This window comes from Pedobacter sp. WC2423 (genome assembly GCF_040822065.1).
Taxonomy (GTDB): Bacteria; Bacteroidota; Bacteroidia; order Sphingobacteriales; family Sphingobacteriaceae; genus Pedobacter.
Genome location: NZ_CP162005.1, coordinates 759,482 through 782,389, shown reverse-complemented (window position 1 = coordinate 782,389; position 22,908 = coordinate 759,482). Strand labels below are relative to the sequence as shown.

The 22,908-nt window shown below is 35.7% G+C and carries 19 protein-coding genes; 14 read left to right on the top strand and 5 right to left on the bottom strand.

What is annotated here, in order from left to right; translation table 11 throughout:
• Positions 1 to 126: 126 nt before the first annotated feature.
• A complete protein-coding gene (locus tag AB3G38_RS02760; protein ID WP_367866977.1) occupies positions 127 to 669 on the top strand; it encodes a hypothetical protein in 543 nt (180 codons plus the stop codon).
• Between the two features lie 89 nt (positions 670 to 758).
• Here AB3G38_RS02760 and AB3G38_RS02755 read toward each other — a convergent pair whose 3' ends face one another.
• Entirely contained in the window at positions 759 to 1,046 is a 288-nt protein-coding gene (locus AB3G38_RS02755) for a hypothetical protein (RefSeq protein ID WP_367866976.1), read from the bottom strand.
• A gap of 149 nt (positions 1,047 to 1,195) precedes the next feature.
• On the opposite strand from AB3G38_RS02755, the gene AB3G38_RS02750 reads away from it, so the two are divergent.
• The 9 genes from AB3G38_RS02750 to AB3G38_RS02710 all read left to right on the top strand — a co-directional run bounded on the left by AB3G38_RS02750 (position 1,196) and on the right by AB3G38_RS02710 (position 13,898).
• Positions 1,196 to 2,086 carry a toprim domain-containing protein gene (locus AB3G38_RS02750; protein ID WP_367866975.1) on the top strand — a complete coding sequence of 297 codons (891 nt, stop codon included), beginning with the start codon at positions 1,196 to 1,198 and terminating at the stop codon, positions 2,084 to 2,086.
• 209 nt (positions 2,087 to 2,295) lie between these two features.
• Complete coding sequence (locus AB3G38_RS02745) at positions 2,296 to 2,706, top strand: plasmid mobilization relaxosome protein MobC (RefSeq protein WP_367866974.1); 411 nt, start codon at positions 2,296 to 2,298, stop codon at positions 2,704 to 2,706.
• The gene (locus AB3G38_RS02740) at positions 2,694 to 3,995 is read left to right on the top strand and encodes a relaxase/mobilization nuclease domain-containing protein (protein WP_367866973.1); all 1,302 of its coding nucleotides are present in this window, start codon (positions 2,694 to 2,696) and stop codon (positions 3,993 to 3,995) included. Before AB3G38_RS02745 ends, AB3G38_RS02740 begins: the two co-directional genes overlap by 13 nt.
• Positions 3,996 to 4,015: 20 nt before the next feature.
• On the top strand, positions 4,016 to 6,004 hold the full coding sequence (gene mobC / locus AB3G38_RS02735; protein WP_367866972.1) for a conjugal transfer protein MobC: 1,989 nt from the start codon (positions 4,016 to 4,018) through the stop codon (positions 6,002 to 6,004).
• 48 nt (positions 6,005 to 6,052) lie between these two features.
• On the top strand, positions 6,053 to 6,985 hold the full coding sequence (locus AB3G38_RS02730; RefSeq protein ID WP_367866971.1) for an RES domain-containing protein: 933 nt from the start codon (positions 6,053 to 6,055) through the stop codon (positions 6,983 to 6,985).
• An 81-nt stretch (positions 6,986 to 7,066) separates the two neighbouring features.
• Positions 7,067 to 7,678, top strand: a complete 612-nt coding sequence (locus AB3G38_RS02725; protein WP_367866970.1) for a hypothetical protein — start codon at positions 7,067 to 7,069, stop codon at positions 7,676 to 7,678.
• Positions 7,679 to 7,935: 257 nt separating this feature from the next.
• Positions 7,936 to 9,093, top strand: a complete 1,158-nt coding sequence (gene dinB, locus AB3G38_RS02720; protein ID WP_367866969.1) for a DNA polymerase IV — start codon at positions 7,936 to 7,938, stop codon at positions 9,091 to 9,093.
• Entirely contained in the window at positions 9,093 to 12,038 is a 2,946-nt protein-coding gene (locus AB3G38_RS02715) for a DNA polymerase III subunit alpha (RefSeq protein ID WP_367866968.1), read from the top strand. The genes dinB and AB3G38_RS02715 overlap by 1 nt, the downstream gene beginning before the upstream one ends.
• 351 nt (positions 12,039 to 12,389) lie before the next feature.
• Positions 12,390 to 13,898 (top strand): hypothetical protein, encoded by a 1,509-nt coding sequence (locus AB3G38_RS02710; RefSeq protein WP_367866967.1) that lies wholly within the window; start codon positions 12,390 to 12,392, stop codon positions 13,896 to 13,898.
• Positions 13,899 to 14,131: 233 nt separating this feature from the next.
• Here AB3G38_RS02710 and AB3G38_RS02705 read toward each other — a convergent pair whose 3' ends face one another.
• Positions 14,132 to 14,671, bottom strand: a complete 540-nt coding sequence (locus AB3G38_RS02705) for a hypothetical protein (RefSeq protein ID WP_367866966.1) — start codon at positions 14,669 to 14,671, stop codon at positions 14,132 to 14,134.
• A 167-nt stretch (positions 14,672 to 14,838) separates the two neighbouring features.
• On the opposite strand from AB3G38_RS02705, the gene AB3G38_RS02700 reads away from it, so the two are divergent.
• From AB3G38_RS02700 to AB3G38_RS02685, 4 genes are all read left to right on the top strand, one after another.
• On the top strand, positions 14,839 to 15,408 hold the full coding sequence (locus AB3G38_RS02700; RefSeq protein ID WP_367866965.1) for a Crp/Fnr family transcriptional regulator: 570 nt from the start codon (positions 14,839 to 14,841) through the stop codon (positions 15,406 to 15,408).
• A 247-nt stretch (positions 15,409 to 15,655) separates the two neighbouring features.
• Positions 15,656 to 16,123 carry a MauE/DoxX family redox-associated membrane protein gene (locus tag AB3G38_RS02695; RefSeq protein WP_367866964.1) on the top strand — a complete coding sequence of 156 codons (468 nt, stop codon included), beginning with the start codon at positions 15,656 to 15,658 and terminating at the stop codon, positions 16,121 to 16,123.
• Between the two features lie 27 nt (positions 16,124 to 16,150).
• A complete protein-coding gene (locus tag AB3G38_RS02690; RefSeq protein ID WP_367866963.1) occupies positions 16,151 to 16,408 on the top strand; it encodes a hypothetical protein in 258 nt (85 codons plus the stop codon).
• 116 nt (positions 16,409 to 16,524) lie between these two features.
• Positions 16,525 to 16,782, top strand: a complete 258-nt coding sequence (locus AB3G38_RS02685) for a hypothetical protein (RefSeq protein ID WP_367866962.1) — start codon at positions 16,525 to 16,527, stop codon at positions 16,780 to 16,782.
• A 44-nt stretch (positions 16,783 to 16,826) separates the two neighbouring features.
• On the opposite strand, the gene AB3G38_RS02680 is transcribed toward AB3G38_RS02685, so the two are convergent.
• Genes AB3G38_RS02680 through AB3G38_RS02670 form a run of 3 tightly spaced genes read right to left on the bottom strand, consistent with a single transcriptional unit; the run spans position 16,827 to position 22,801 of the window.
• The gene (locus tag AB3G38_RS02680) at positions 16,827 to 18,167 is read right to left on the bottom strand and encodes a TlpA family protein disulfide reductase (RefSeq protein ID WP_367866961.1); all 1,341 of its coding nucleotides are present in this window, start codon (positions 18,165 to 18,167) and stop codon (positions 16,827 to 16,829) included.
• 2 nt (positions 18,168 to 18,169) lie between these two features.
• Positions 18,170 to 19,519, bottom strand: coding sequence for a RagB/SusD family nutrient uptake outer membrane protein (locus tag AB3G38_RS02675; RefSeq protein WP_367866960.1), 1,350 nt, complete (start codon positions 19,517 to 19,519; stop codon positions 18,170 to 18,172).
• A gap of 12 nt (positions 19,520 to 19,531) precedes the next feature.
• Complete coding sequence (locus AB3G38_RS02670; protein ID WP_367866959.1) at positions 19,532 to 22,801, bottom strand: SusC/RagA family TonB-linked outer membrane protein; 3,270 nt, start codon at positions 22,799 to 22,801, stop codon at positions 19,532 to 19,534.
• Positions 22,802 to 22,908 lie beyond the last annotated feature (107 nt).

Sequence of the window (22,908 nt, the reverse complement as noted above, 5' to 3'; positions counted from 1 at the left end):
ACCTTTTTAAAAGAGAATCTCAATTCAAATAATTTATAAATACAACAATATATTGGTTATTCATATATTTTTTCAGTAGTATTTCAAAATCGATTTGTAAATTTAGATGATCAGATATGAAAAATTATGAAAAGGAATTTATCAGTTTTATCAGCAATTTGCTTGCTTTCATTATTGATTGCTTGCAGCCCCAAAAAATTAAATGAAAGTCAAGCCCTTGAAATTATAAAGAAGGATTACAGCACCCCCAAATTTTATGACTTTAAAATCTATTGTGCTGATCCGAAAACGGCGGCTAAATTACTGGATGCAGGATTGGAGACAGATGGTTTCGTAATCTTAAAACATTCTTATTCGTTAATGGATATAGGTAAGCCATTGGTTGCCTTTACAGAAAAGTCAAAACCTTATTTACTATCCACTCCAGAGGAAGACAGGAAGCATTCCGTCCAGCTGGTTAAATTGGCGGATATAAAATTAGGTTCGGTTACAGGTATTAAGACTGCTGAAGATGGTAAATCTGCCATTGTAGATTATTATGAAATTTATCAGAACATCTCTCCTTTCTCAAAAATAACTACTAAAGATTTTAATAAGAAGAATTTAAAGACAGCTCATTTCAGCCTCTATGATGATGGCTGGAGGTTAAAGAAAAAGGAAGAAATCTAATTTATTAGTCCGCTTATTATTAGCAATACAAGCACATCACAAATAAGGCCGTCTACTTGGACGGCCTTATTTGTTTACAAATTCATTTCTTACTTAACATTTAATGCTTTCAGCTTTTCACTGAACTCTGTCATCCCCGCTTTTTTTAAGCAGTCATCTGCGAAATTTCTAAGTTCAGCAATGGTTTCCTTTGCCATAGAGTCCAATAGATTCGAAGATTTATCATCCGGGTCTTTCAATGTCAATCCTCTTTCGAGAACATTACTGAGTAATAAAACATTTCTCCGGGTGATCTTAAGATCAATCTTTACAGGTTCACTCATTCCTGGGATACTCATAATGGTATCGTACACTTTTACAATTTCATTGTTTGTCATCGCTCTCCTCCTTATCGTTATTTAACTAAACAAAAATAAGGTGATGTCATGTAATGATCCCCATCAAAATATAGTGAGGATGGGTGAATGAGCTTTACACTACCTAATTTAGTATGGTATTCTGAGTGTGAAAGTGATAAGGTGTAGTTATGGAATCAAAGAATGGAATCTCTCTGCAAGAGATTAAAGAAATAGATCTGGTATCTTATTTAGGAAGTCTTGGTATTGAGCCTGTGAAAATCAGGGGCAATATATTCTGGTATTTATCACCCTTTAGGGAAGAGAAAACACCTTCCTTTAAAATTGATAGGCAAAAGAATGTATGGGTTGATTTTGGTGAGCGCAGTTCATCTGGAAAATTTAGTGGGGGGACTATCATTGACTTCGCAATGCAGTTTCACGATTGTACTATCGGCGAGTTCCTGGCCTGCTTTAATCAATCTTCTTTTCCCCCGCAAAAACAGAAGCACTTTGCTGTTTTCAAAGAAGACCCGGCAAGTAAAATTTTGGTCTCGTTCGAGAAGTCTCTCTACTCCAATGCACTCTTGCAATACCTAAAAAAAAGAAGGATCTCTGTAGCAATTGCGGACATATATTGTAAAGAAATTCATTATGAAGTAAATGGTAAGAATTACTTTGGAATAGGGTTCAAAAATGATTCAGGAGGATTCGAAATTCGCAATCCTTATGCTAAGATCAGCAGCGCCCCAAAGGACATTACCACCTTAGAAAATGGAGCTGATGAAGTGATAGTTTTTGAAGGCTTCATAGACTTCCTCTCCTATCTTTCAGTTCAGGAGAATCTACCTGGTTCCAAATATGATTATGTGATTTTAAATGGCGTGTCATTATTTGAGAGGGCACGTCCCTTCCTCGAAAAGCATCAGGGTATACACCTCTTTTTAGACCGGGATAAAACCGGAAAAGAATGTACGCTGTATGCCCATTCCTTAAGTGAAAAATATATTGATGAAAGCAACCTGTATAAAAATCACAAAGACTTTAATGACTGGCTCACAAATTTCGGAAACAGCTCTTAAATAGATCAGGATAGATAATATCGAAGTTTCATACAGACATTCCCAGGAGATAGAGCTTACAGTCCCAAAAAGCTATAAAGCTCTTTAAAGGGCTTACAGAATGCTGGAATCTTGCATTCGGCCAGATGTCCGGTTGTAATACAATCCGATCTGGCCGCTAATATCACTCCGAAGTCGTGGGCGGTGGAATTTAAACAGAATTAGTATTGATGTGTGAAAATGATGATGTGATGAGAGATGCTAAATCTAACAGAACCTGTACTATAATATGCAGGCTGACACCTGGTGAATATCAGCAGCTGGAGAAAAAATTCAAAGCCAGCACTTGCAGAAAACTAAGTGAATTTGTACGGAAAAGGTTGTTTGACAGACCTTATGTAACGACCTATAGGAATGCATCATTAGATGATTTTATGTCAGAAATGATGAAGCTCAGAACTGAATTGAATGCACTTGGAAACAACTTTAACCAGGCCGTTAAGAAGCTGCACACTTTAAATCAGATTCCTGAATTTAAACACTGGCTCATTACCCACGAACAGGACAAACAAAAGTTGTTCGGTAAGATGGATGTGATCAAAGACAGCATCAATAAAATCGCAGACAAATGGTTGCTGTGATCAAAACCTCATACTCATTGCACCGGATTTTCAACTACAATGAGAACAAAGTTAAGGATGGTGTAGCATCATGTATCGGAGCTGAAAATTATCCGAAAGATTTAGCTGATCTGACCTTAACCAATAAGTTAAACCGCTTATTAAACCAGGCTGCTTTAAATGAGAATGTGAAGCGAAATGCCGTTCATATTTCTTTAAATTTTGATCCCTCAGAAACGCTTTCCAATGAGCGCCTGGTTCAGATCGCAAAGAGCTACATGAAGCAGATTGGCTTCGGTAATCAGCCATATATTATTTATCAGCATTTTGATGCCGGACACCCTCATATTCATATTGTATCATTAAAAGTTCGTGAGAGCGGACAAAGGATTGATACGCAGAACATCGGTCGTAACCAGTCTGAAGTTGCCCGCAAAAACATAGAGAAAATATTCGGATTAGTAAAGGCAGAAGACAGTAAAGGAAACCTTTCCTATGAATTGCCACCAATTCAGGCTCAAAAGGTTCAATATGGAAAATCTGCAACAAAAAGAGCCATTACTAATGTACTGGATACTGTTCTTAACTCTTATAAATATGCTTCCCTTCCTGAGCTCAATGCAGTATTGAAAAGATACAATGTAATGGCTGACAGAGGAAGTGAAAACAGCACCGTATTTAAAAAGAACGGATTGTTATTCCGTGTTCTGGATGAAAACGGCAACAAGACTGGCATCCCGATTAAAGCCAGTGATTTCTACAATAAACCCACCCTTAAATTTTTACAGGACAAGTTTTCTCAAAATGAATCCAAAAAGCTTCCTCATAAAACACGTATAAAAAATATCCTCAACACTGCTTTAATGAAACGTGCCGGATTCTCTTTGGCAGGTTTCATTGCAGAGCTGGAAAAGGCCGGCATTTCTACCACGCTCAGACAAAATGAAAATGGATTGATTTATGGAATTACCTATGTAGATCACACCACGAAATGTGTCTTCAACGGCAGTTCGCTTGGTAAACTGTATAGTGCGAATTCAATTCAACAGCGGCTCATCCAATCTTCAGCAACAGCTGATCAGATCCATACTAAAAAAATCAGCGAAGAATTTCCAGAGACACAACTTCCTCCCCTGCCTAAGTCCGCAGATCCTTCAGAGAGAAATTACTTAGAAGAGCTTACTACAACTAACGCCAGTGAATCATCAGACAGCTTGCTCGAGCTGCTTTTCCAACCCGAATATACCAATGAATACATTCCGGGACACCTTAAACCCCGCAGAAAAAAGAAAAGGAAGAAACGCATTTAAACAATTAAAAATTTACGGCTATGCAGACAGGTGAAAACGAACAGGCGATGAGGAAAATTCTGGATATGACGAGACTGATTAGTATCATATTACTATTCATTCATTGCTATTATTATTGCTACGGTGCTTTCCAGGAATGGAAGTACACCAGTGAATTATCGGACAGGGTGCTGAAGAATATCACAAACTCCGGGTTATTTTCAAGTTTCAATAAGTCAAAGCTTATTGCCCTTGTATTCCTCATAATTTCTTTAATAGGTGCCAAGGGGCGCAAGGACGAAAAGTTAAACTATCGGACAGCACTTGCTTACATCATTACTGGTTTATTAATCTATTTTATAAGCCAGCTGACCATGTATTTACCACTTCCAATGGTAATTATTGCAGGGATATATATGTGCTTTTGTACGGCAGGATTCTTACTGCTGCTGTCTGGAGGCACTTTACTTTCCAGGATTATCAAGGATAAGCTTAAGGATGATGTTTTCAATGATGAAAATGAAACCTTTCCCCAGGAAGAGCGGCTTCTGGTAAATGAAAACTCTGTAAACATCCCGATGAAATATCGGCTGAAAGATAAATGGAGGTCAGGTTATTTGAACTGTATCGCACCATATCGAAGTATTCTTGTCTCGGGATCTGCTGGAGCTGGTAAAACAGCCTTCGTCATCAGGCAATTCATTGCCCAGGCTTTTAACCGGCCAGATCCATATACAATGCTGGTTTATGACTTCAAGTTCCCTGACTTAAGCATTATTGCCTACAACCATTTCTTAAAGAACAAGCATAAATATAAAGGGGAGCCGGAATGCTTATTTATCAATTTCGAAGATCCTTCCAGATCACACCGCGGCAATCCCTTAGAGCCGCAAAGCATGACAGACATTACAGATGCTACAGAGTGCTCCAGGACAATTTTATTAGGGCTGAATAAAATGTGGCAGACGAAACAAGGCGATTTTTTCGTGGAAAGTCCTATCAATTTTTTCACCGCCATCATCTGGTTTTTACGCCAATATAAGGATGGAATATATTGTACGCTGCCTCACGCCATAGAATTCCTCCAGCTTCCTTACGATAGCCTCTTCACTTTGCTCAGGTCAAACAAACAGCTTGAAGTACTCGTTGGCCCCTTCATTAATGCCTATCTCGCTGATGTCATGGAGCAGCTTGAAGGACAGATTGCAAGTGCAAAGATTGCGTTAGGCAGGCTTTCAAGTCCTCAGCTTTATTATGTACTCACTGGTCGTGATTTCTCGCTCGACATCAATAATCCGGAGAAGCCAAAAGTACTTTGTATCGGTAATAATCCACAAAAACAGCAAGTATATGGAGCTGTGCTTTCTCTGTTTGCTAATCGCTTGCTGAAAGTCATCAATAAGAAGGGCAAATCAAAATCTATGCTCATCTTCGATGAGTACCCTACCATTTCAGTTGACCTGATCCCTACCATCTCTACGGGCAGATCCAATAGGATTTGTGTGCTCATGGGTGTTCAGTCTATAAATCAGCTGCGTAAGGAATATGGCAAGGAACAGGCAGATGTAATTATGAGTATTGCAGGTAATATTATAGCAGGACAGGAAACTGGAGATAGTGCTAAACAACTGTCTGAACAGATCGGTAAGATCATGCAGAAAAGGGAAAGTCTTTCTATCAGTGATTCTGGTACCAGCATCAGCAAAAGCAAGCAACTGGAATATGCTGTGCCAGCATCAAAAATTGCTAAATTATCTTCAGGCCAGTTTGCAGGAATACTTTCTGATACTCCAGATCAAAAAATAGAATTGAAAGCGTTTGATTGTGAAATTATAGCTGACTTCAAGGCAATTAACAGCGAGGAAGCCGCATATAAAGAAATACCTGTAATCCGGCAGGTTGATGATGAAATGATTCAAACGAATTATCTGCAAATCAAACAAGACATACAGGATCTGATGGCCTCAGAAATAGGACGGATGATGAGTGATCCGGCTCTTGCGCACCTGGTTATTTATAAAGAAACGTAATGGCTGAATTCAAATGAGTATCTTAACAATTCAAATTAATGCTCGCTAATGGAATCTAAAAACAACAATCACCAACATGAACAGTCATCATCTGAAAATTGGTTGCTTCTGATTAATAAGTTTCCTGAGCTAATCCAGTTTAAAGAAGATTTGAATGAGCTCTTCCAAATAGATAAAAGCAGCATGAACCAACAGGAAATTGGTGAGCTTTTTTATAGAAAAGCTTTGATTCAGCCATTTGCATCAATTCAATATTTACCCGATCACATCAATAGCTTTCCTGTGTATCGAGCTAGAAAGAATATTGATGAAAATAATGAAAATATATATCTGGTTAAAACATATTCATACCCTAACCCGGAATTTTGTGAAAGCAACGGAAGGGCAAATTTAAAAGGACAATCTGTTTTCTATTCTGCTCATAATGCAGGAACTGCACTAATGGAAAACAAACCAGTCAATGGGGATATCCTTTATCTTTCAAAATGGAATATCAGATCTGATCGCCCAGCTGAAGTTATGTTCTTTTTTCCAGAAAATGTACCTGAGAAAAATATATTTTTTAAAATGTCTAGACGACTTCATCAGGAACGACTTATAGATGCTGGCATTAATGGTGAAAAAAAAGCCAGGCAGTTAGAAATGATTATAGAATTTATTGCCGATGCATTTGTAACTGAACAAGAACCATATAGTTTAACGTCATGGTATTCCAACTGCGCATTGTTTGAGCAAGCCGATATAGATATGTTAATCTATCCAAGTATGCAACGAAAGTACGTGACATCAAACATCGTCATACATCCTGAATTTGTAGATAAATACTTAGTTTTTGATCGTGTTTTTAAAGTTATAGTAACCAATCGTTATGACAACAACATGGGATACAAGTTATTAAAGACGGGGAATTGCATTGGAGAAAATATTACCTGGAGAGACCCTGTTGATGATGATTATAAATTTTTAGAGAATAATTACTAACTGTTATTAACTATAATCATTGTTAGCGTTTCTATAATATAAAACTGACCAATACCGCTGATAGCCTATAAAGAACTAATTATGATAAATAAAAATACAATTTTGTGGTTTGGTGGCATGTTCATAATTTTTCCGCTTTTTGTCCATTACTATAACAAATTCACGATTCCTAAAAATGATGCACAACCATATTTCCAGACTTATTTTAATAAAATAATTCCATTAACTATTCAAATCCCTAATCAGTCGGCCAAAGCTGAATATAGGGTTAATACTAATTATAAAAGCTATAAAATAGGTGGTAGCGCAATCGGATATAAAAGCATCAGTGGAGATATCCTGTATGTAACTTTTTTCGATGAAGTACTTAGGAAGTACTTTAAGATTAATATGTTCGACGTTGATTCTCAAAATTATGCAAGCTTCGGCATGCTAATGATCAGCAGAAAAATTACAGCTTATGTAAATAGTGATGATTATAAAAATTCAAAGTATGGAACCCGGGAAAATCCAGTTCCTATTTTTAGTTTTAAAGGGATAGACAAGAAAATCTGTCAGTTCTATTTTGATGATAATGATAAGTATATCGAAATCAGACTAGAACCAAATGCTACAGAATACAAACATAATGTGCTCACCTATTTAACCTACATCATGTCTGAAGAAGAATTTGAGCAACGCTTTAAAAAATAGATTAAGCTGTCAGTAAATTACAATCACTCATTTTCAAGACCATTTGACAATGGATAATAACATAGTTTGTCTTTATTGATTTAAATCTCCAAATCCTTTAAAAGAATATTATTTTCAGGTTGTAGTGACTATGGAACCTATTCATGTAAACATCTGTTAGTTACAATTAAAACGATTTTACTAATTATATTAGTAAAATTTATTTTGCAATTACCAAAAATATTAGCATAGATTTGTGTGATCTAAATACACGATTTATGAATAATGACAAACATATTATACACATGGATCAAGACGCATTTTTTGTGTCTGTCGAAGTTCGTAAAAATAAAAACCTGATTGGAAAACCTGTAATTATCGGAGGTACTTCAGATCGTGGAGTTGTTGCATCGTGTAGCTATGAAGCCAGGAAATTTGGTGTTCACTCAGCAATGTCTTCCAGACTAGCCAAAAGGCTTTGCCCTGATGCTATTTTCATTAAAGGTAACATGGATGAATACTCTAAAGCTTCACATGAAATTACTGCAATTATTAAAGACAGGGTGCCATTATTTGAAAAAGCCAGTATAGACGAGCATTATATTGATATGACGGGTATGGATCGCTTTCATGGGTGCATGAAATATGCACACGAATTGAGAGAAACGATTATACGTGAATTACATTTACCCATTTCATTTGGTTTATCGGTCAATAAAACTGTTGCTAAAATGGCGACAAATGAATGTAAACCTGGTGGAGAGAAAAATGTTGAGCAGTTAGGAGTGCAGCCTTTTTTGAACCCGCTTTCCATTAAGAAAATCCCAGGCTTAGGGGAAAAAACATTCATCAAGCTTAGTGATATGGGTATAAAAAAAATATATACGCTTTCACAAGTCCATCCTGATCATATGACTGCGCTTTTAGGTAAAAATGGTCTAAGCTTACTGCAAAAAGCTAAAGGAATTGACCATTCTCTTGTTATCCCCTATCAGGAACAGAAATCTATTGGTACTCAATGTACTTTTAAATCAGATAGCATAGATATTGCTATGATTAATAACCTGCTGACTTCTATGGTAATGGATGTTGCCTATCAGCTCCGGGAAAAGAAAAAGCTTGCCGCCTGTTTAACTGTTACCATCCGGTATTCCAATTTTGAAGACGTGACTAAACAGGTAACTATTCCTTATACCTCACTTGATTGGATACTAATTGCTAAGGCTAAAGATCTTTTTAGACAGCTCTACCAAAAGCGGATGCTCATCCGTCTGGTTGGCGTAAGATTGTCAAATTTAGTAACTGGTTTTGAACAGATTGATTTATACAGTGCATCAAATGACCAATATAATCTGGTACAGGCGATGGATAAAATCCGTCAGCGGTTCGGTGAAAAAGCGATCACCTTAGCTTCTACGATTAATTTAGAGTTGTAATGTATATCAACGTTCATTCTCAGTACAGCTTACGCTTTGGTACAATGTCCATAGAAAAGATTGTAGATGAAGCTCAGGCAAGAGGCATCAATCAAATCGCATTGACGGATATTAATAATTCCACCGGAATAATGGAGTTTATGCGGGAATGCGATAAAAGGGGCATTAAGCCAATTGCCGGAATTGAATTCAGAAGGGATAAAAAATTGCTTTATGTGGGTATTGCCCGCAATAGAGAAGGAATGAAAGAACTCAATGACTTTCTAACTTTTCATAACCTGGAACAAGTACCGCTTCCAGATCAGCCTCCTGTTTTTAACAATGTCTATGTCATCTATCCTTTTAATTATAGCCTGGGATTAAGAAATAATGAATTTTTCGGTATTCGGTTTGATGAACTGCATCTTTTGCATAACAGGGATCTTATTAATCTGAAGGATAAATTGATTGCATTGCAACCTGTTTTCATATCAGATAAATTAGAATATCGACTGCATGAATATTTGAGAGGAATTGACCTCAATACCTTGTTGACAATGGTTACTGATGACGATAAGTGCTGCAGAACAGATATGTTTCTTCCGCCTGGTCAGCTGGAAGCCAACTTTACCAGACATTCTTATATTCTGGATAATACACGGAATCTAATGAACAGTTGTGTCATGGATTACCAGCGTGGTAAAGTTAAGCTAAATAGAAAATCATACACTGGAAACAAGCTTGATGATAAGCAGCTGCTTGAAAAGTTAGCGATCAAAGGAATGATCGACAGGTATGGTAAAGACAATAAAGAGGCTTTAAAAAAGGTAAAGCATGAGCTTAAAGTAATTTATGAGCTTGATTTTTGTTCCTATTTTCTCATCACATGGGATATATTGAGATTTGCATCTGAACAGGGTTATTATCATGTTGGGCGGGGATCTGGTGCAAACAGTACAGTAGCTTATTGTTTAAGAATAACAGATGTCGATCCGATAGAGCTTGATTTATACTTTGAGCGTTTTTTGAATGCACAGCGTACTTCTCCCCCAGATTTTGATCTTGATTTTTCCTGGGATGAACGGGAGGATGTTCAAGATTATATTTTTAAGAGGTATGGGCGTGAGCATACTGCCTTATTAGGTACCATGACGACATTTAAAGATCGCTCCGTGATTAGAGAAATTGGTAAAGTAATGGGGTTACCGAAAGCAGAGATAGACGGTTTTACAGATCGTTCGCAATCGGCGGTAAATAGAAATAATGATACTTTCAAAAAGATTCTCGCCATCTATGAAATGATGGGGAATATGCCAAACCAGCGTAGCATTCATGCCGGAGGTGTACTCATATCCGAAGAACCCATTACTTACTATACAGCTTTAGATCTCCCACCAAAAGGAATGCCCGTGGTTCAGTGGGATATGTATGAAGCCGAGCTCATCGGATTTGACAAATATGACATCCTCAGTCAGAGGGGGATTGGACACATAAAGGAAGCTGTGCGTTTAGTCGAGGAGAATCAACGTCAAAAAATTGATATTCATGATGTAAAAGCCTTTATGAAAGATCCAAATCTTAACGAACGCTTAAAAACTGGAAATACTATTGGCTGCTTTTATATTGAATCTCCGGCGATGAGGCAATTACTAACTAAGCTGGCTTGTGATACTTATCTCGTTTTGGTAGCTGCCAGTTCAATTATTCGGCCAGGCGTGGCAAGTTCCGGAATGATGTCAACTTACATTCGCCACCATCATAATCCTGAAAAAGCGAATTACCTCCACCCTGTTATGAAAGAGCAGTTAAAGGAGACTTACGGTGTGATGGTCTATCAGGAGGACGTCATCAAAATTTGTATTCATTTTGCAGGTATGGACGGTACAGATGCTGATATATTAAGACGTGGCATGAGTGGAAAATACAGGTCAAAAATTGAATTTGAAAAACTTGTTGAACGTTTTAAAGAAGGTGCAAAAGCCTTGGGAAGACCAAATGAAATTGTTGAGGAGGTATGGCGGCAGGTGTCTTCTTTTGCAGGATATAGTTTCTCTAAAGCGCATTCCGCCAGTTTCGCTGTGGAAAGCTACCAGAGTTTATACCTAAAAACTTATTATCCTATCGAATTTATGGTAGCGGTATTGAACAACTATGGTGGTTTTTATACCAGATGGCTTTATGTTGAAGAACTGAAAAAGGCCGGGGCAATTGTACATCTCCCATGCGTGAACCATAGCACCCAGGTAGTTTCAATTGTTGGTAAAGAGGCTTATCTCGGATTTATAGGTATTCAGGGCCTGGAAATAAAGTTTATTGAACTGATCACCAATGAACGTAATAAAAATGGGCTTTATGTTAATTTAGAAAATTTCATTAAGCGTACAGGAATAGGTTTGGAACAAACCATAACGCTCATTCGCGTAGGTGCTTTACGCTTTACAGGAAAAAGCAAAAAAGCATTACTATGGGATGTGCATTTGTTATTTGGTGCTGCTAAAGCCAAGCCAACAAATCATGCTGAGCTTTTTGTAGTGGAAAATAAGGACTACAGCATGCCCGAATTGATCAATACAAAACTTGAAGATGCTTATCATGAACTTGAATTATTAGGCTTCCCACTCAGTTTATCTTCATTTGATCTATTACATACCTCTTACAGAGGAGAAATTAAAACTAAAGATTTGAAAAAGTATGTCGGCCAGACCATTAAACTAGCTGGAATGTACGTTTGTGAAAAAACTGTTCACACTAAAAATAATAAAAAAATGTGGTTTGGTACTTTCCTGGATACGGAAGGGAGTTTCTTTGACACCACTCATTTCCCCAATAGTACCCCTAACTATCCATTCCGGGGTACTGGATGTTATCTGATCATGGGAAAGGTGGTAGAAGATTTCGGGTTTCCAAGTATAGAGATCCAGAAGTTTGCAAAACTTCCGATTCTGTCTAATCCGGTGATGGATTAATAGTTTTCAGGCATAGTAGCTTAGTAAAAAACAAAAATTTCAGATACATTTCCAACCCTTTAAAGCATAGATATAAATGGGAGCCTTTAATTGCTTACCTGAATAACTTATCGCCTCGAATAATTTATCTTTTATATGAAAAATTCCTGCCAGAGTATTAAATCTCAAATGAGTGATATAGGAGCGCTGATATTTTTCTAAACCACAATTATAATGTTTGATTAACAACCTAATCAAACAGCGTAAAACACACTGAAAGACAAACCATTACACCTGTTTTAAGCTATTTTTTTTTGATTTTATAAATGTCCCTTTGTAGATTTATTGTATCTAAAATTAAAAACTATTCTCATGGACTTAATTAAACACCCAACTCTTGACAAGAGTGCTAAACGTATCAAATGGAGTAAGCTTTCATTTCTTTTAACCTTACTCCTATCATGTTTTCTCTTATATCCAAATGTGTCTATTTCCCAAGATTGTGCTGAATGCAAGGAAGCGCTCAGAAAAGATGTATTTAAGTATACGAGCAATTCCCTCATTTATTCTAAATATATGGAGCAAATAACTGAAAAAGAATATAATGAATTTAAAACTGACATTTCAAGTAGTGCTACAATTCCAGTACCCGAAATAGCAGATATTATCACGGCCAGTTTTAATTATTCAGATTTTAAAAAGAGAATGCATGATTTTCTTTCAAAAACTGAAAGTGAAAATTATAATAGCGAGATTAAAAATTATGAAGTCTACCGTACAGAACCAGTTGCATATGATAATTGGACTAAATGTATGCTGGAGTGTATAGGTAAACCAGGCGTCTTTTTGATTAAAAGCAATGATACGGAAAGAAGCTGTACATATACCGTGAGGTATAGAGGTGGAGTTGAAATGCCTGAAACTTATTATTGTGTAATAGAAATTAATTCTGAAGGTGCCAAAGAGGTTAAAAATATTATACTCAAAAGAGATGGCTACGCTTCTTTTACTTTTAACAGGAAATTTAATAACAATAAGTCTGAAACTTTAATAACTCTTAACGCTAAGAAACAAAGGAATAGTAGTTCAATATCATTTTCAGATAATTCAAAGACAGTTTTTATTAAGCCAGCAGGAATTACTATTAAAGGATTAAATTATTCTTACGTAACCAGATTATCAAAACTTGAAAAAGGGGCAATTGTAACAAACTGCGATGTTCATATTAAAATAGACCAACCTATGGGAGGTGATAAAGGTGGTCAGCGTGGTTTTGCAGCAACAAACGATGCAAAATCCGTAGAGGTTACTCAGAAACAAACACTCCGTTTTGTAGAAAAGTATAACAAAAAATTACGCAAAGCCGGATATTCAGAATTCGTAAATTATTTTGGGTGCGAGGGAAATGCGATTGGAATGAGTTGCGATAATAAATACCCAGGATATTACCATATCATTGATATTCAGCCATCTTCAGGCTATCATTTCGAAAATGTTAATAATTATCTGGATATGTTAAAGCTGGAAGGCGATGATAGAGATTGGAATGGCATGCAAAGGTGTTCACAGAACGATAGAATTTTGGCCGACCGTTCCGATTACAAACAATTAAGAGTATGGCTTCATAAGGCCGTTACTGCCCATTTAGAATTAACCTCATATAAGGACATGACAATTTTTGATACCGCTCATGGAAATGTTGATGAAAATGGAAATATAAGTTTTAAAATTCCGGATGAAAGGTTAAATAAATACAATATTGAAATTAGATTATCAGATGGAAGTATTACTAATATCAACGAATCCAATGTAAATGATTTAGCATATCTCAATAAAGTTAGTGGTCAGGCGATATTTACGTTGAAACGTAAACTTCTTTGATCACAGAAATAAGCTGGCAGATTGATTCATAATTCATACCCATATATCAAACTAATCGTTTTCTTTAAAATGGGGATCAGTATAATTAATTGCTTCTGCCAGCTTATTTCTTACACATTTAATAATCGCTATCTGATCATGGGCAAGGTAGTAGAAGATTTCGGTTTTCCAAGTATAGAGATCTAGAGTTTGCAAAGCTTCCAATTCTGCCTAATCATATGATGGGTTAATTATTAACTTTTGGCCACAACCTTCTTTAATAATTCCAAATAACGACTTTTATTTAGGTCTCTTTTAGCGTCTTGCAGTATTGAACTATATGTTTTTCTTACGATGTCAGACGTCAGCTGCAAATAATCCAATGTCGAAACAGCCCGGTGTTCTCTTATAACCCAATATTCACCAATAAGATCTTCAAGATCAGCTATAGATTTATCTGATAGAAAAATACGTCCTATATTCACTTGCTCCCGAATATTTTGATAAGCATTTCGACCTTGTTCACTTCTTGCCAAAAAATAAGGTTTATTCTCATGCTCCGTGTCATACTCCGACCCTGGCTGCTGATAGTAATCTAATCTATCAGATAGACTATCCTTCCAAATTCCCAGATTTTTTAAGATATCGTAATAGAACTTTTCACGTTCTGACCACCTGGCCTGTGAAGAAATGACAATCCTAATTGTAAAAAGGACTGATAAAATTAGTAATAGCGATATTCCATAGCGATTTGCTAAATTTACGCTATCTTCAAATAAATTAATAAACCACATAAATTATTAAGTTTTTATACATTACCAAGATAAATATTTTAAATTTCCAATACTATAAGTCGTATTAATAAAGTGCGTTTTTTTTCAGCATGACACTTTCAGCAGACCTCATGTAACTTGACATTCCTGATAAATAATATTCTTCTGTAAGAATAAATCAAAGCAAGATGAATAAACTTGAAGAAAAATTACTTTCTATGGCCTCTGCAGATAAAAGAGGAATAGAAGATTTACTAAGTCTTTTCATGCCTATAAGCTTTCGTAAAGGATTGATCATAGGTACTCCTGAACACTCCTATCCAATTCTACATTTTATAGAATCTGGCTTGCTCATGGGTAATTACATAGTCGATGACAAGGAATATCCTTCCTGGATTTCTGATCATGGCTTTGTACTTCCAATAGGGGGATTTCTTTCAAAAAAAAATTACAGCGAATTTATAATGGTACTCGAAAATTCGCAATGCTGGTATTTAAACTTAGCAAAAGCTGAAATCCTTGCGCAAAAGAATTACCACTTATACAGAATGTTATTGGAGATTTTTGAGGAAAATTTGCAGTTAACAAGGGAACGGGAAATATCTCTTAGGATACCAAATGCCTATGAACGCTACCTGAAATTTATGAACGAACAATCATCACGTAAATATCCATTGACGAATTCGGTTCTTGCCTCACTTCTGAGTATAAACGAAAAACATCTATCTAAACTTAAAAGAAGATATGTAAAATCATAATCCATTATTAGTAATGGCATTTTAAGTAGTGGATAAATCTTTCAAAACATTGGATGTTTCAATGTAATTCAGAATATAGTTTGTATCAAACCCTCACAGTATTATGAATTTTAATGGTTTACGTAATAATTACAGGCGCAATTGCGTCTGATTATTACCGCAATTGCGGTTTGTTTTCACCGCAAAGTGATGGTATATAAATTCTGTTTTAGCACTAATTTTATTTTGTTACTCCAACGCGATCAAAATGAAACAAGCCGATAAAATAGAAGCAGTTACGATGGCAGCAAGTGTACTCATCATTTGCTTATTTGGGTATACTGCAATAGCCAAAATTTTAGATTACGGTACATATGTATCGCAGATGAAATCAGCACCTGTGCCATATATGTCCCTTTTCGCTCCCATTATAGGCTGGTTAATTCCGCTTATAGAAGTGATTATAGTGTTATTACTCTTGTTTGATAAAACAAGGGTAAAAGGACTTTATGGTTCCCTGGTACTGTTAATAGCTTTTGAAATTTACATTTCATCAATGTTACTGTCTGGACGAAGTTTACCGTGTACATGTGGTGGATTTATTGCGACTATGGGATGGAAAACACATTTAATATTCAATGCAGTCTTTATTGTAATTTCTGTAATCGCCATAATTTATAAAAACATACCACATAATAAATATTCATCACATCAATCCGCAGGAATAGATATGTAGCCAAAATTTTAACTTAAACTTTTAATCATGAAAAAATCATATAAATCAATAATACTTGCCATTGCATTAATGGTCAGCATTACTGGAGCATTCGCCACAAGCTACACTAATTCTTCAAAAACACAAGATCCGAAGTATAATTGGAGCCGTTTTGACGGAAATGGAAACCCATTACCTCCATTGATTAATAAAACATTTGCAGAGGCAGTAGCAATAACTGGATGTAACGGATCATATCACATCTGTGCATCAGCTTTTGGAGGCCCAACGTTACGGTATTCATAATAAATGGAATCTTAATAATCAAATTACACTATAATATTAATTATCCAATTGAATATTCACCACACCAATTTACGGGAATAGATATATAACCAAATTTTTTACTTAAACTTTTAATCATGAAAAAGTCACTTAAATCAACAGTACTTGCCATTGCATTAATGGTCAGCGTAACTGGAGCATTCGCGACAAGCTATGCTAATTCTTCAAAAGCACAAGATCCAACATACAATTGGACTCGTTTCGACAGGAATGGTAATCCATTACCTCCACTATTTAATAAAACTAAAGCTGAAGCCATTGGTATCACAGGATGTAATTCTACATTGGCTGTATGCGCAGTAGCCTCCGGAGGTCCAACACTGAGGTACAATTAAGTTTAAACTGGCATTTCTAACAATTAGAAATGCCGGTTTAATAATTATTCCAATTCGTTAATAATTAAATATGGAAATAAATGTTTCTTTAATTTAATTTCTAGTCCAATACCATTTAGAGCTTTACGCATTTTTTTTATAGAAACTGCTGGATCACTAGGATCAGTGAAATCAAATAATAGGTTAATCCCCTTCTCCAATCTACTCTCATCAACAAAATGTGGTTCACTTGGATAATAAGCAGATAGCTGGTTTGCTAATTCTTTAATCGTTTGGTTTTTAGCAATCATTTTAGATCCATCCATAAATTGAAGAGGCATCTTCGCTTTGTCTGTGGAGATAGATTTCCTAATCTTCTCATTTAATTTCGTAATCACCCAACAATCTGTTAATCGAGACATCATTTTGACCTTAACATTAAAAAACAAACACAGCTCTTGTGCCATTAATTGATAAAAACGATCCACATCAATTCTTCTAGAAAAAGATATTTCATAACAATAGGAATTCCTATTTAAAAAGCTATTTAAACTATCAATGCCATAAGTTTTAATCCAATTCTCATCCCGAAATCCATTTCTATAATTAGGTCCAAAATAGCTGGATGAATCTTTTGTATTTACTTGGATTAGTTTATAATCTCTCGGCGTCATATCACTTCTCATATAAGCCGCCCATAAAAAGTCAGATTTTAATAAATTCCATCCTAAATAGCGCATGCCACCTTTTGTAGTATCTAATAGCCAAGAACCACCATTGCCAATGTTCTGAGATGGCGTGATTACAGAACGATAACTAAAGTTACTGTCCTTAACGCCTAATGGTTTGGTCCAATCAAAATCGAGTTGCTCATTTTTTATAGGCATTGCAATTTGATTGCTTAAAAACTTTTCGATATTAACGGCAGTAACCTGGTAATCATCTGTAATTGCTTTTACAGTGCCTGTTTTATCTATCCAGATGTTGTGAGGTAATACCCTAAAAGGAAAATATTTCTTTAGTACATTATCGCTGGCTATATATGCCAAATGATGAAACTTATTATTCTTTTCTAAAAACACGTCAATTTCCTTATCAGATTGGTCTGAAATGCAAATTACACTGAAGTTGTCTTTAAACTTTCCTGCCAGTTCATTGATTTCAGGCATTTCCCTCACGCAAGGTGTACACCAGGTGGCCCAGAAATTCAAGATCAGTATTCCTTTCTTGTAAAGTTCAGATGCTTTTATAGACTGCACTTTATTATTCTTTAACTTTTCAAATTGAAAATCAGGTATTTTATCTCCAATTTTTAATGGCTGAATATCCAGGTTCTGACCAAAAGTTACAGTACAAAAGAGCATTGTTAGCAAAAAAAATGGCACAGAATATTTAATAGTCTTCATGATTAATAGTTTGGATTTTGAATTAATGAATGATTATAGGTGATCTCATTTTGTGGGATAGGCAATACTTTAGCCGATGGTTTCCAGGTATTTTTATAGCTGAGGGCAGCGTCCAAACTCCCAGTTCTTTTTAAATCGATGAACCTTGAACCCCATTCACAGAATAATTCACATCTACGTTCTTTCATAATAGCGTTTAATAAATCTATCTGTGTATTTGCTGTTGAGTTTAAAAGACCAGCACGTCTCCTGATAATATTTAAATCATCCCTTGCATCATCTAAGGAGGATAAATGCGCTCGCGATTCAGCCCTGATTAAAAACTGTTCTGATAACCTCAATCCAATTAAATATTCAGGTTCCGAAGCGCTAGCTAATCTGTTTTTGTATTTATTGGGAAATGATAAAACGGTTCCAGCCTGATCAATGATGCTTTCCCCTATCCATAAGGATTTCCTCAAATCACCAGTCTCAAAGGCATCCAAAAGTAGTTTAGTGACCGGATACACAGGTATTGAAGTCAGAGATGATGGAACAAATATTGATGCTAATCCGGTAAAACCATCTTTTGTCCAAAACTGTAAAATGCTTTCCTTATTGTTTGATTTAAAAACCTGATCTACAGCGTCTAAAGGCAAATACGACCCACTATTGATAACCAAGGAAGATTCCATTTCAGCATTTGCCCAGTTTTGCATGATTAAATAGACCCTTGCAAGAAGCGCAGCTGCTGCCCATTTATTTGCACGCACTTTTTCCAATCCCTGATATTGCGCAGGAAGGTTTTGTTGTGCAAAAATTAAATCCCTTGTAATCTGATCATATACGACAGATTCATCTGATTGTTTTAATGATCTATTTAAATTTGCATCAGTTGTTAGTACTAAAGGTATCCTTCCATAAAAATTAGTCAGATATAAATAACAATATGCCCTCAGAAATTTTGCTTCTGCTACATAGATAATTGCCTTAGATGGGGAAATTCCATTTGAGTTAGAAATACGCTCAATTAAGTCATTACAACTATATATCGTAAAGTAAAAATTCCCCCACAAAGTTTCATTCAATGAATTAGACGCAGTTAGTCTACTGAATAAAAATTCTTTGGTTGTAGGATCAATAGAGGTAATTTCTAATTCATCAGTATACAATCCGAATGTGTTTGTCAGATTAAGTTCTATCCTTTTATCGAATTGTCCGTAAATGTTAACCAGTGCTGCGGTTGCTGATATTGTATCTGAAAAAACGGCATTAGATGTTAACTGATCTTTTGGGGCTTCAATATTTATTAATTTTTTACACCCTAAAGTTGATAATCCCAAAACCAAAATGATTATAATTATATTTTTCATATCATTCATAAATTAAAACGTAAATTGAACACCTAGATTAATACATTGTAGTGGGGGAATATTTGAGCTGGCACCACTTTCCGGATCATAAAGTGCGTTATTCTTGTTCCACCAAGTGGCTAAGTTTTGGGCTTGAATATAAATGGTCGCTCTATCTACCCTTATCTTTTTAAGAATATGATCTGACACAGCATAAGATATTTGTACGTTTTTTAACCGCAGGTATGTCGAATTGAAAAAATTTGCTGACGATAACGTATAATAAAAATCTGATGATGTAGAAGCCTTTGGTGTAATTGTTAAATCATTAGGATTTTGCCAGCGGTTTTTCACCAAATCAAAACTATTGAATATAGTTCCTGGAGAATTTACACTTCCAGATATACCTTGCTTGGCAAACTGAAAGAAAACATCCAATCTAAATCCTTTGAAACTAAAAGTATTACCCATACCACCATAAAAAGACGGGTCTTTTCTACCGATAGTTGAATAATATGAATCGAAATCTGGCAAGCTAGTACTGTTGCCATCCTTATCTTTAAATAAAGATGATCCTGTTGCCGGATCTGTACCTAAGTACATAAATCCGGTCGCCCTTTGTACACTTTCACCAACAACAAGAGTTTTAGAATAACTGCTGGATTCAATATCTGGAAAACTAATTAACCTATTTTTTAGAAACGTAATATTAAAATTAGTTGACCAATTAAATTTTTCTGTCTTAAAATTTGTACTGTTCAATTCTAACTCCCAACCAGAATTTCTAACTTTTGCTGGCAGATTAGCCTGATAACTGGTGAACCCTGTCATTAATGGTAAAGTATAATTTACAAGCTGGTCGCCACTAACATTTTCAAAATGACTAATGGTAAAATTGAATCTGTTATCAAACAAGCCTACCTCTAGTCCAACTTCAGTCTTTTTATTGGATTCCCAATGATAATTATCATTAGCAATTCTTGCTGGTTCTAATCCATTTTGATTTTGATAAACAATCCCAGATGTCCGATAAGTAGATAGGTATTGATAGTCAGCTATTTGATCATTCCCTGTAATTCCGTAACTACCTCTAATTTTAGCATAGTATAAAAATCTCAACTTATCTTTTAACCAATTTTCATTACTGATTAACCATGCAGCACCTATTGCACCAAAATTTCCAAATTGATGATCAATTCCAAAACGTGACGAACCATCTCTCCTGCCGCTAACATTTAAAAAATATTTCTGATCAAAATTATAGCTCACCCTGCCAAATAATGAAACATATTTATAAACTATATTATAACCATTTGGAGTGATCGTAGATGCAGATCCAGGATTTTCCAATAATGATTCACTATTAAAATTTGTACCTACTAATATTTGGTTTTCTGTAGAATTCTTCTGGTACGTGCCACCTGCTAGAAAATTTAAGCTGGACTTATTAATATTAGTTGAGTAGTTTATTTGGGGCTCAATTATAAATGTTCTGGTTAAATTGTCTCCGAAAGTGGTTTGGCTCGTTGGGGAATAATTAGGATTACTTCCCGATTTTGGAGAGACAATTATTTGACTCATCTCCAGCTGATTAAAACCAAAATCAGTTTTAACAGTTAAACCTTTTAACAACTGGAGCGAGGCTGTGGTATTAAAAACCGTATTTCCTGTTCGGGTTTTGGAGTAATTATTTATTGCTGCAATAGGATTACTACCTGTTGCCCAATTCAATTCTCCATTTTGGTTGTATAATGGAAAATTAGGAGGAAGCAATAAAAAATTGAGAAAATCATTCTTTGGATTTGAAGAATTATTATCATCTGCCGTATATGATAAAGAACTGGATAAATTGAATTTATTATCAATGGAATGATGTTGCAGGCTAAATCTGGCTCCTCCTCTTTGGTATTTGTTATCTCCACGTAATACTGAAGTTTCATTTCTATAATTGATGCCTCCAAGCATTTTTGTTTGCTCAGATCCACCGGAGAGGCTGGCATTTACGTTTGTTGTCCTTCCAGTTCGACCCATAATATATTTGCCCCAATCAGTAGCATCAGTTTGGCTCCAGAGCTTTAAATCAGGTGCATAACCTAAAGAACTTGGATCAGTAGAAGGTTCCAGTCCATCGTTTTTAAATGCCTCCCTACGGATCGTCAAATAGTCGGAGAGTTTTAACAGTTTTGGAAAACTAGCTACCTCACTTACACCAGAGCTAATGTTTATATCTGCTTTAGTTTTACCAGCGATACCTTTTTTTGTTGTTATCAAAACTACACCATTAGCACCTCGGCTTCCATAAATTGCCGTAGCATCTGCATCTTTAAGTACATTTATGCTCTCAATATCATTTGGATTAATAGAATTGAGCGGACTTATTTCCCCGCTTATTATATCACTTAAAGAAGTGTTATGTACAAGTGAAGTACCAGGGAAAGGTACTCCATCAACAACATAAAGCGGATTTGTACCAGCGGTAATTGAACCTTTCCCCCCAATTTGCACTTCTATATTCCCTCCTGGCAAACCATTAGTGGTTTGCAAAAAAACGCCAGGGAGCCTGCCAGATAAAGCTGATAATACATTTGTTACAGGCTGCTTCTCTAAATCTTTAGAAGTTATGGTAGATACGTTTCCAGTATTGAATTTCCTGGATACTTGTCCATAACCTATCACCTGGATTTCTGACAAATTACCAGCTTCTTTTAATTTGATAGTGATAGGCCCGGAATTCTTCACAGGAACTTTTTGGGACTGATATCCAATATAACTAATTAAGAGCACAGCGCTCTCATCAACGTTATAAAACTCAAAAGCGCCATTTTCATCCGTTAATAGCGCTCTGTTCGTATTTATAATCTTAACAGTTGCACCGATAAGTGGTTTTTCCTTTTCATCTACGACACGCCCACTGACATCAATTTCCGAAAAAAAACCAGTAACAGCGGTGCTTATTTTATCTAATATGGACTTGCTCAGTGGTTTTAATGAAACAACCTTGTTCTCAATTTTATAGGTAATTGACTGCCCGGTAAAACACAATTCAAGTGCATTTTCAATGGTTGCGTTTTTTATTTTAATGCTGACCGGCTTTGTATTTTTAATTAAATTACCATCATAAAAGAACTCATAACCAGTTTGCTTACTGATTTCCTTTATGATGACATTTAGAGGGGCATTTTTAACATCAAGGGAAACCCTCTGGCCAAAGCTGCTAGCGTTAACCTGCATTATTGTTGCTATTAAAATAATTGTAGTTAACCGCATAATGAGCTGAATTTTAGGGACACGCCGTTCTGACATACCCCTTTTCTTGGTATATATTACATACATTTGTATTCTGGTTTAAATTGATAAGTAACTCAAATTTTTTATTGGTATAATCCAGATATAGCCAGTGGTGTTCTAGC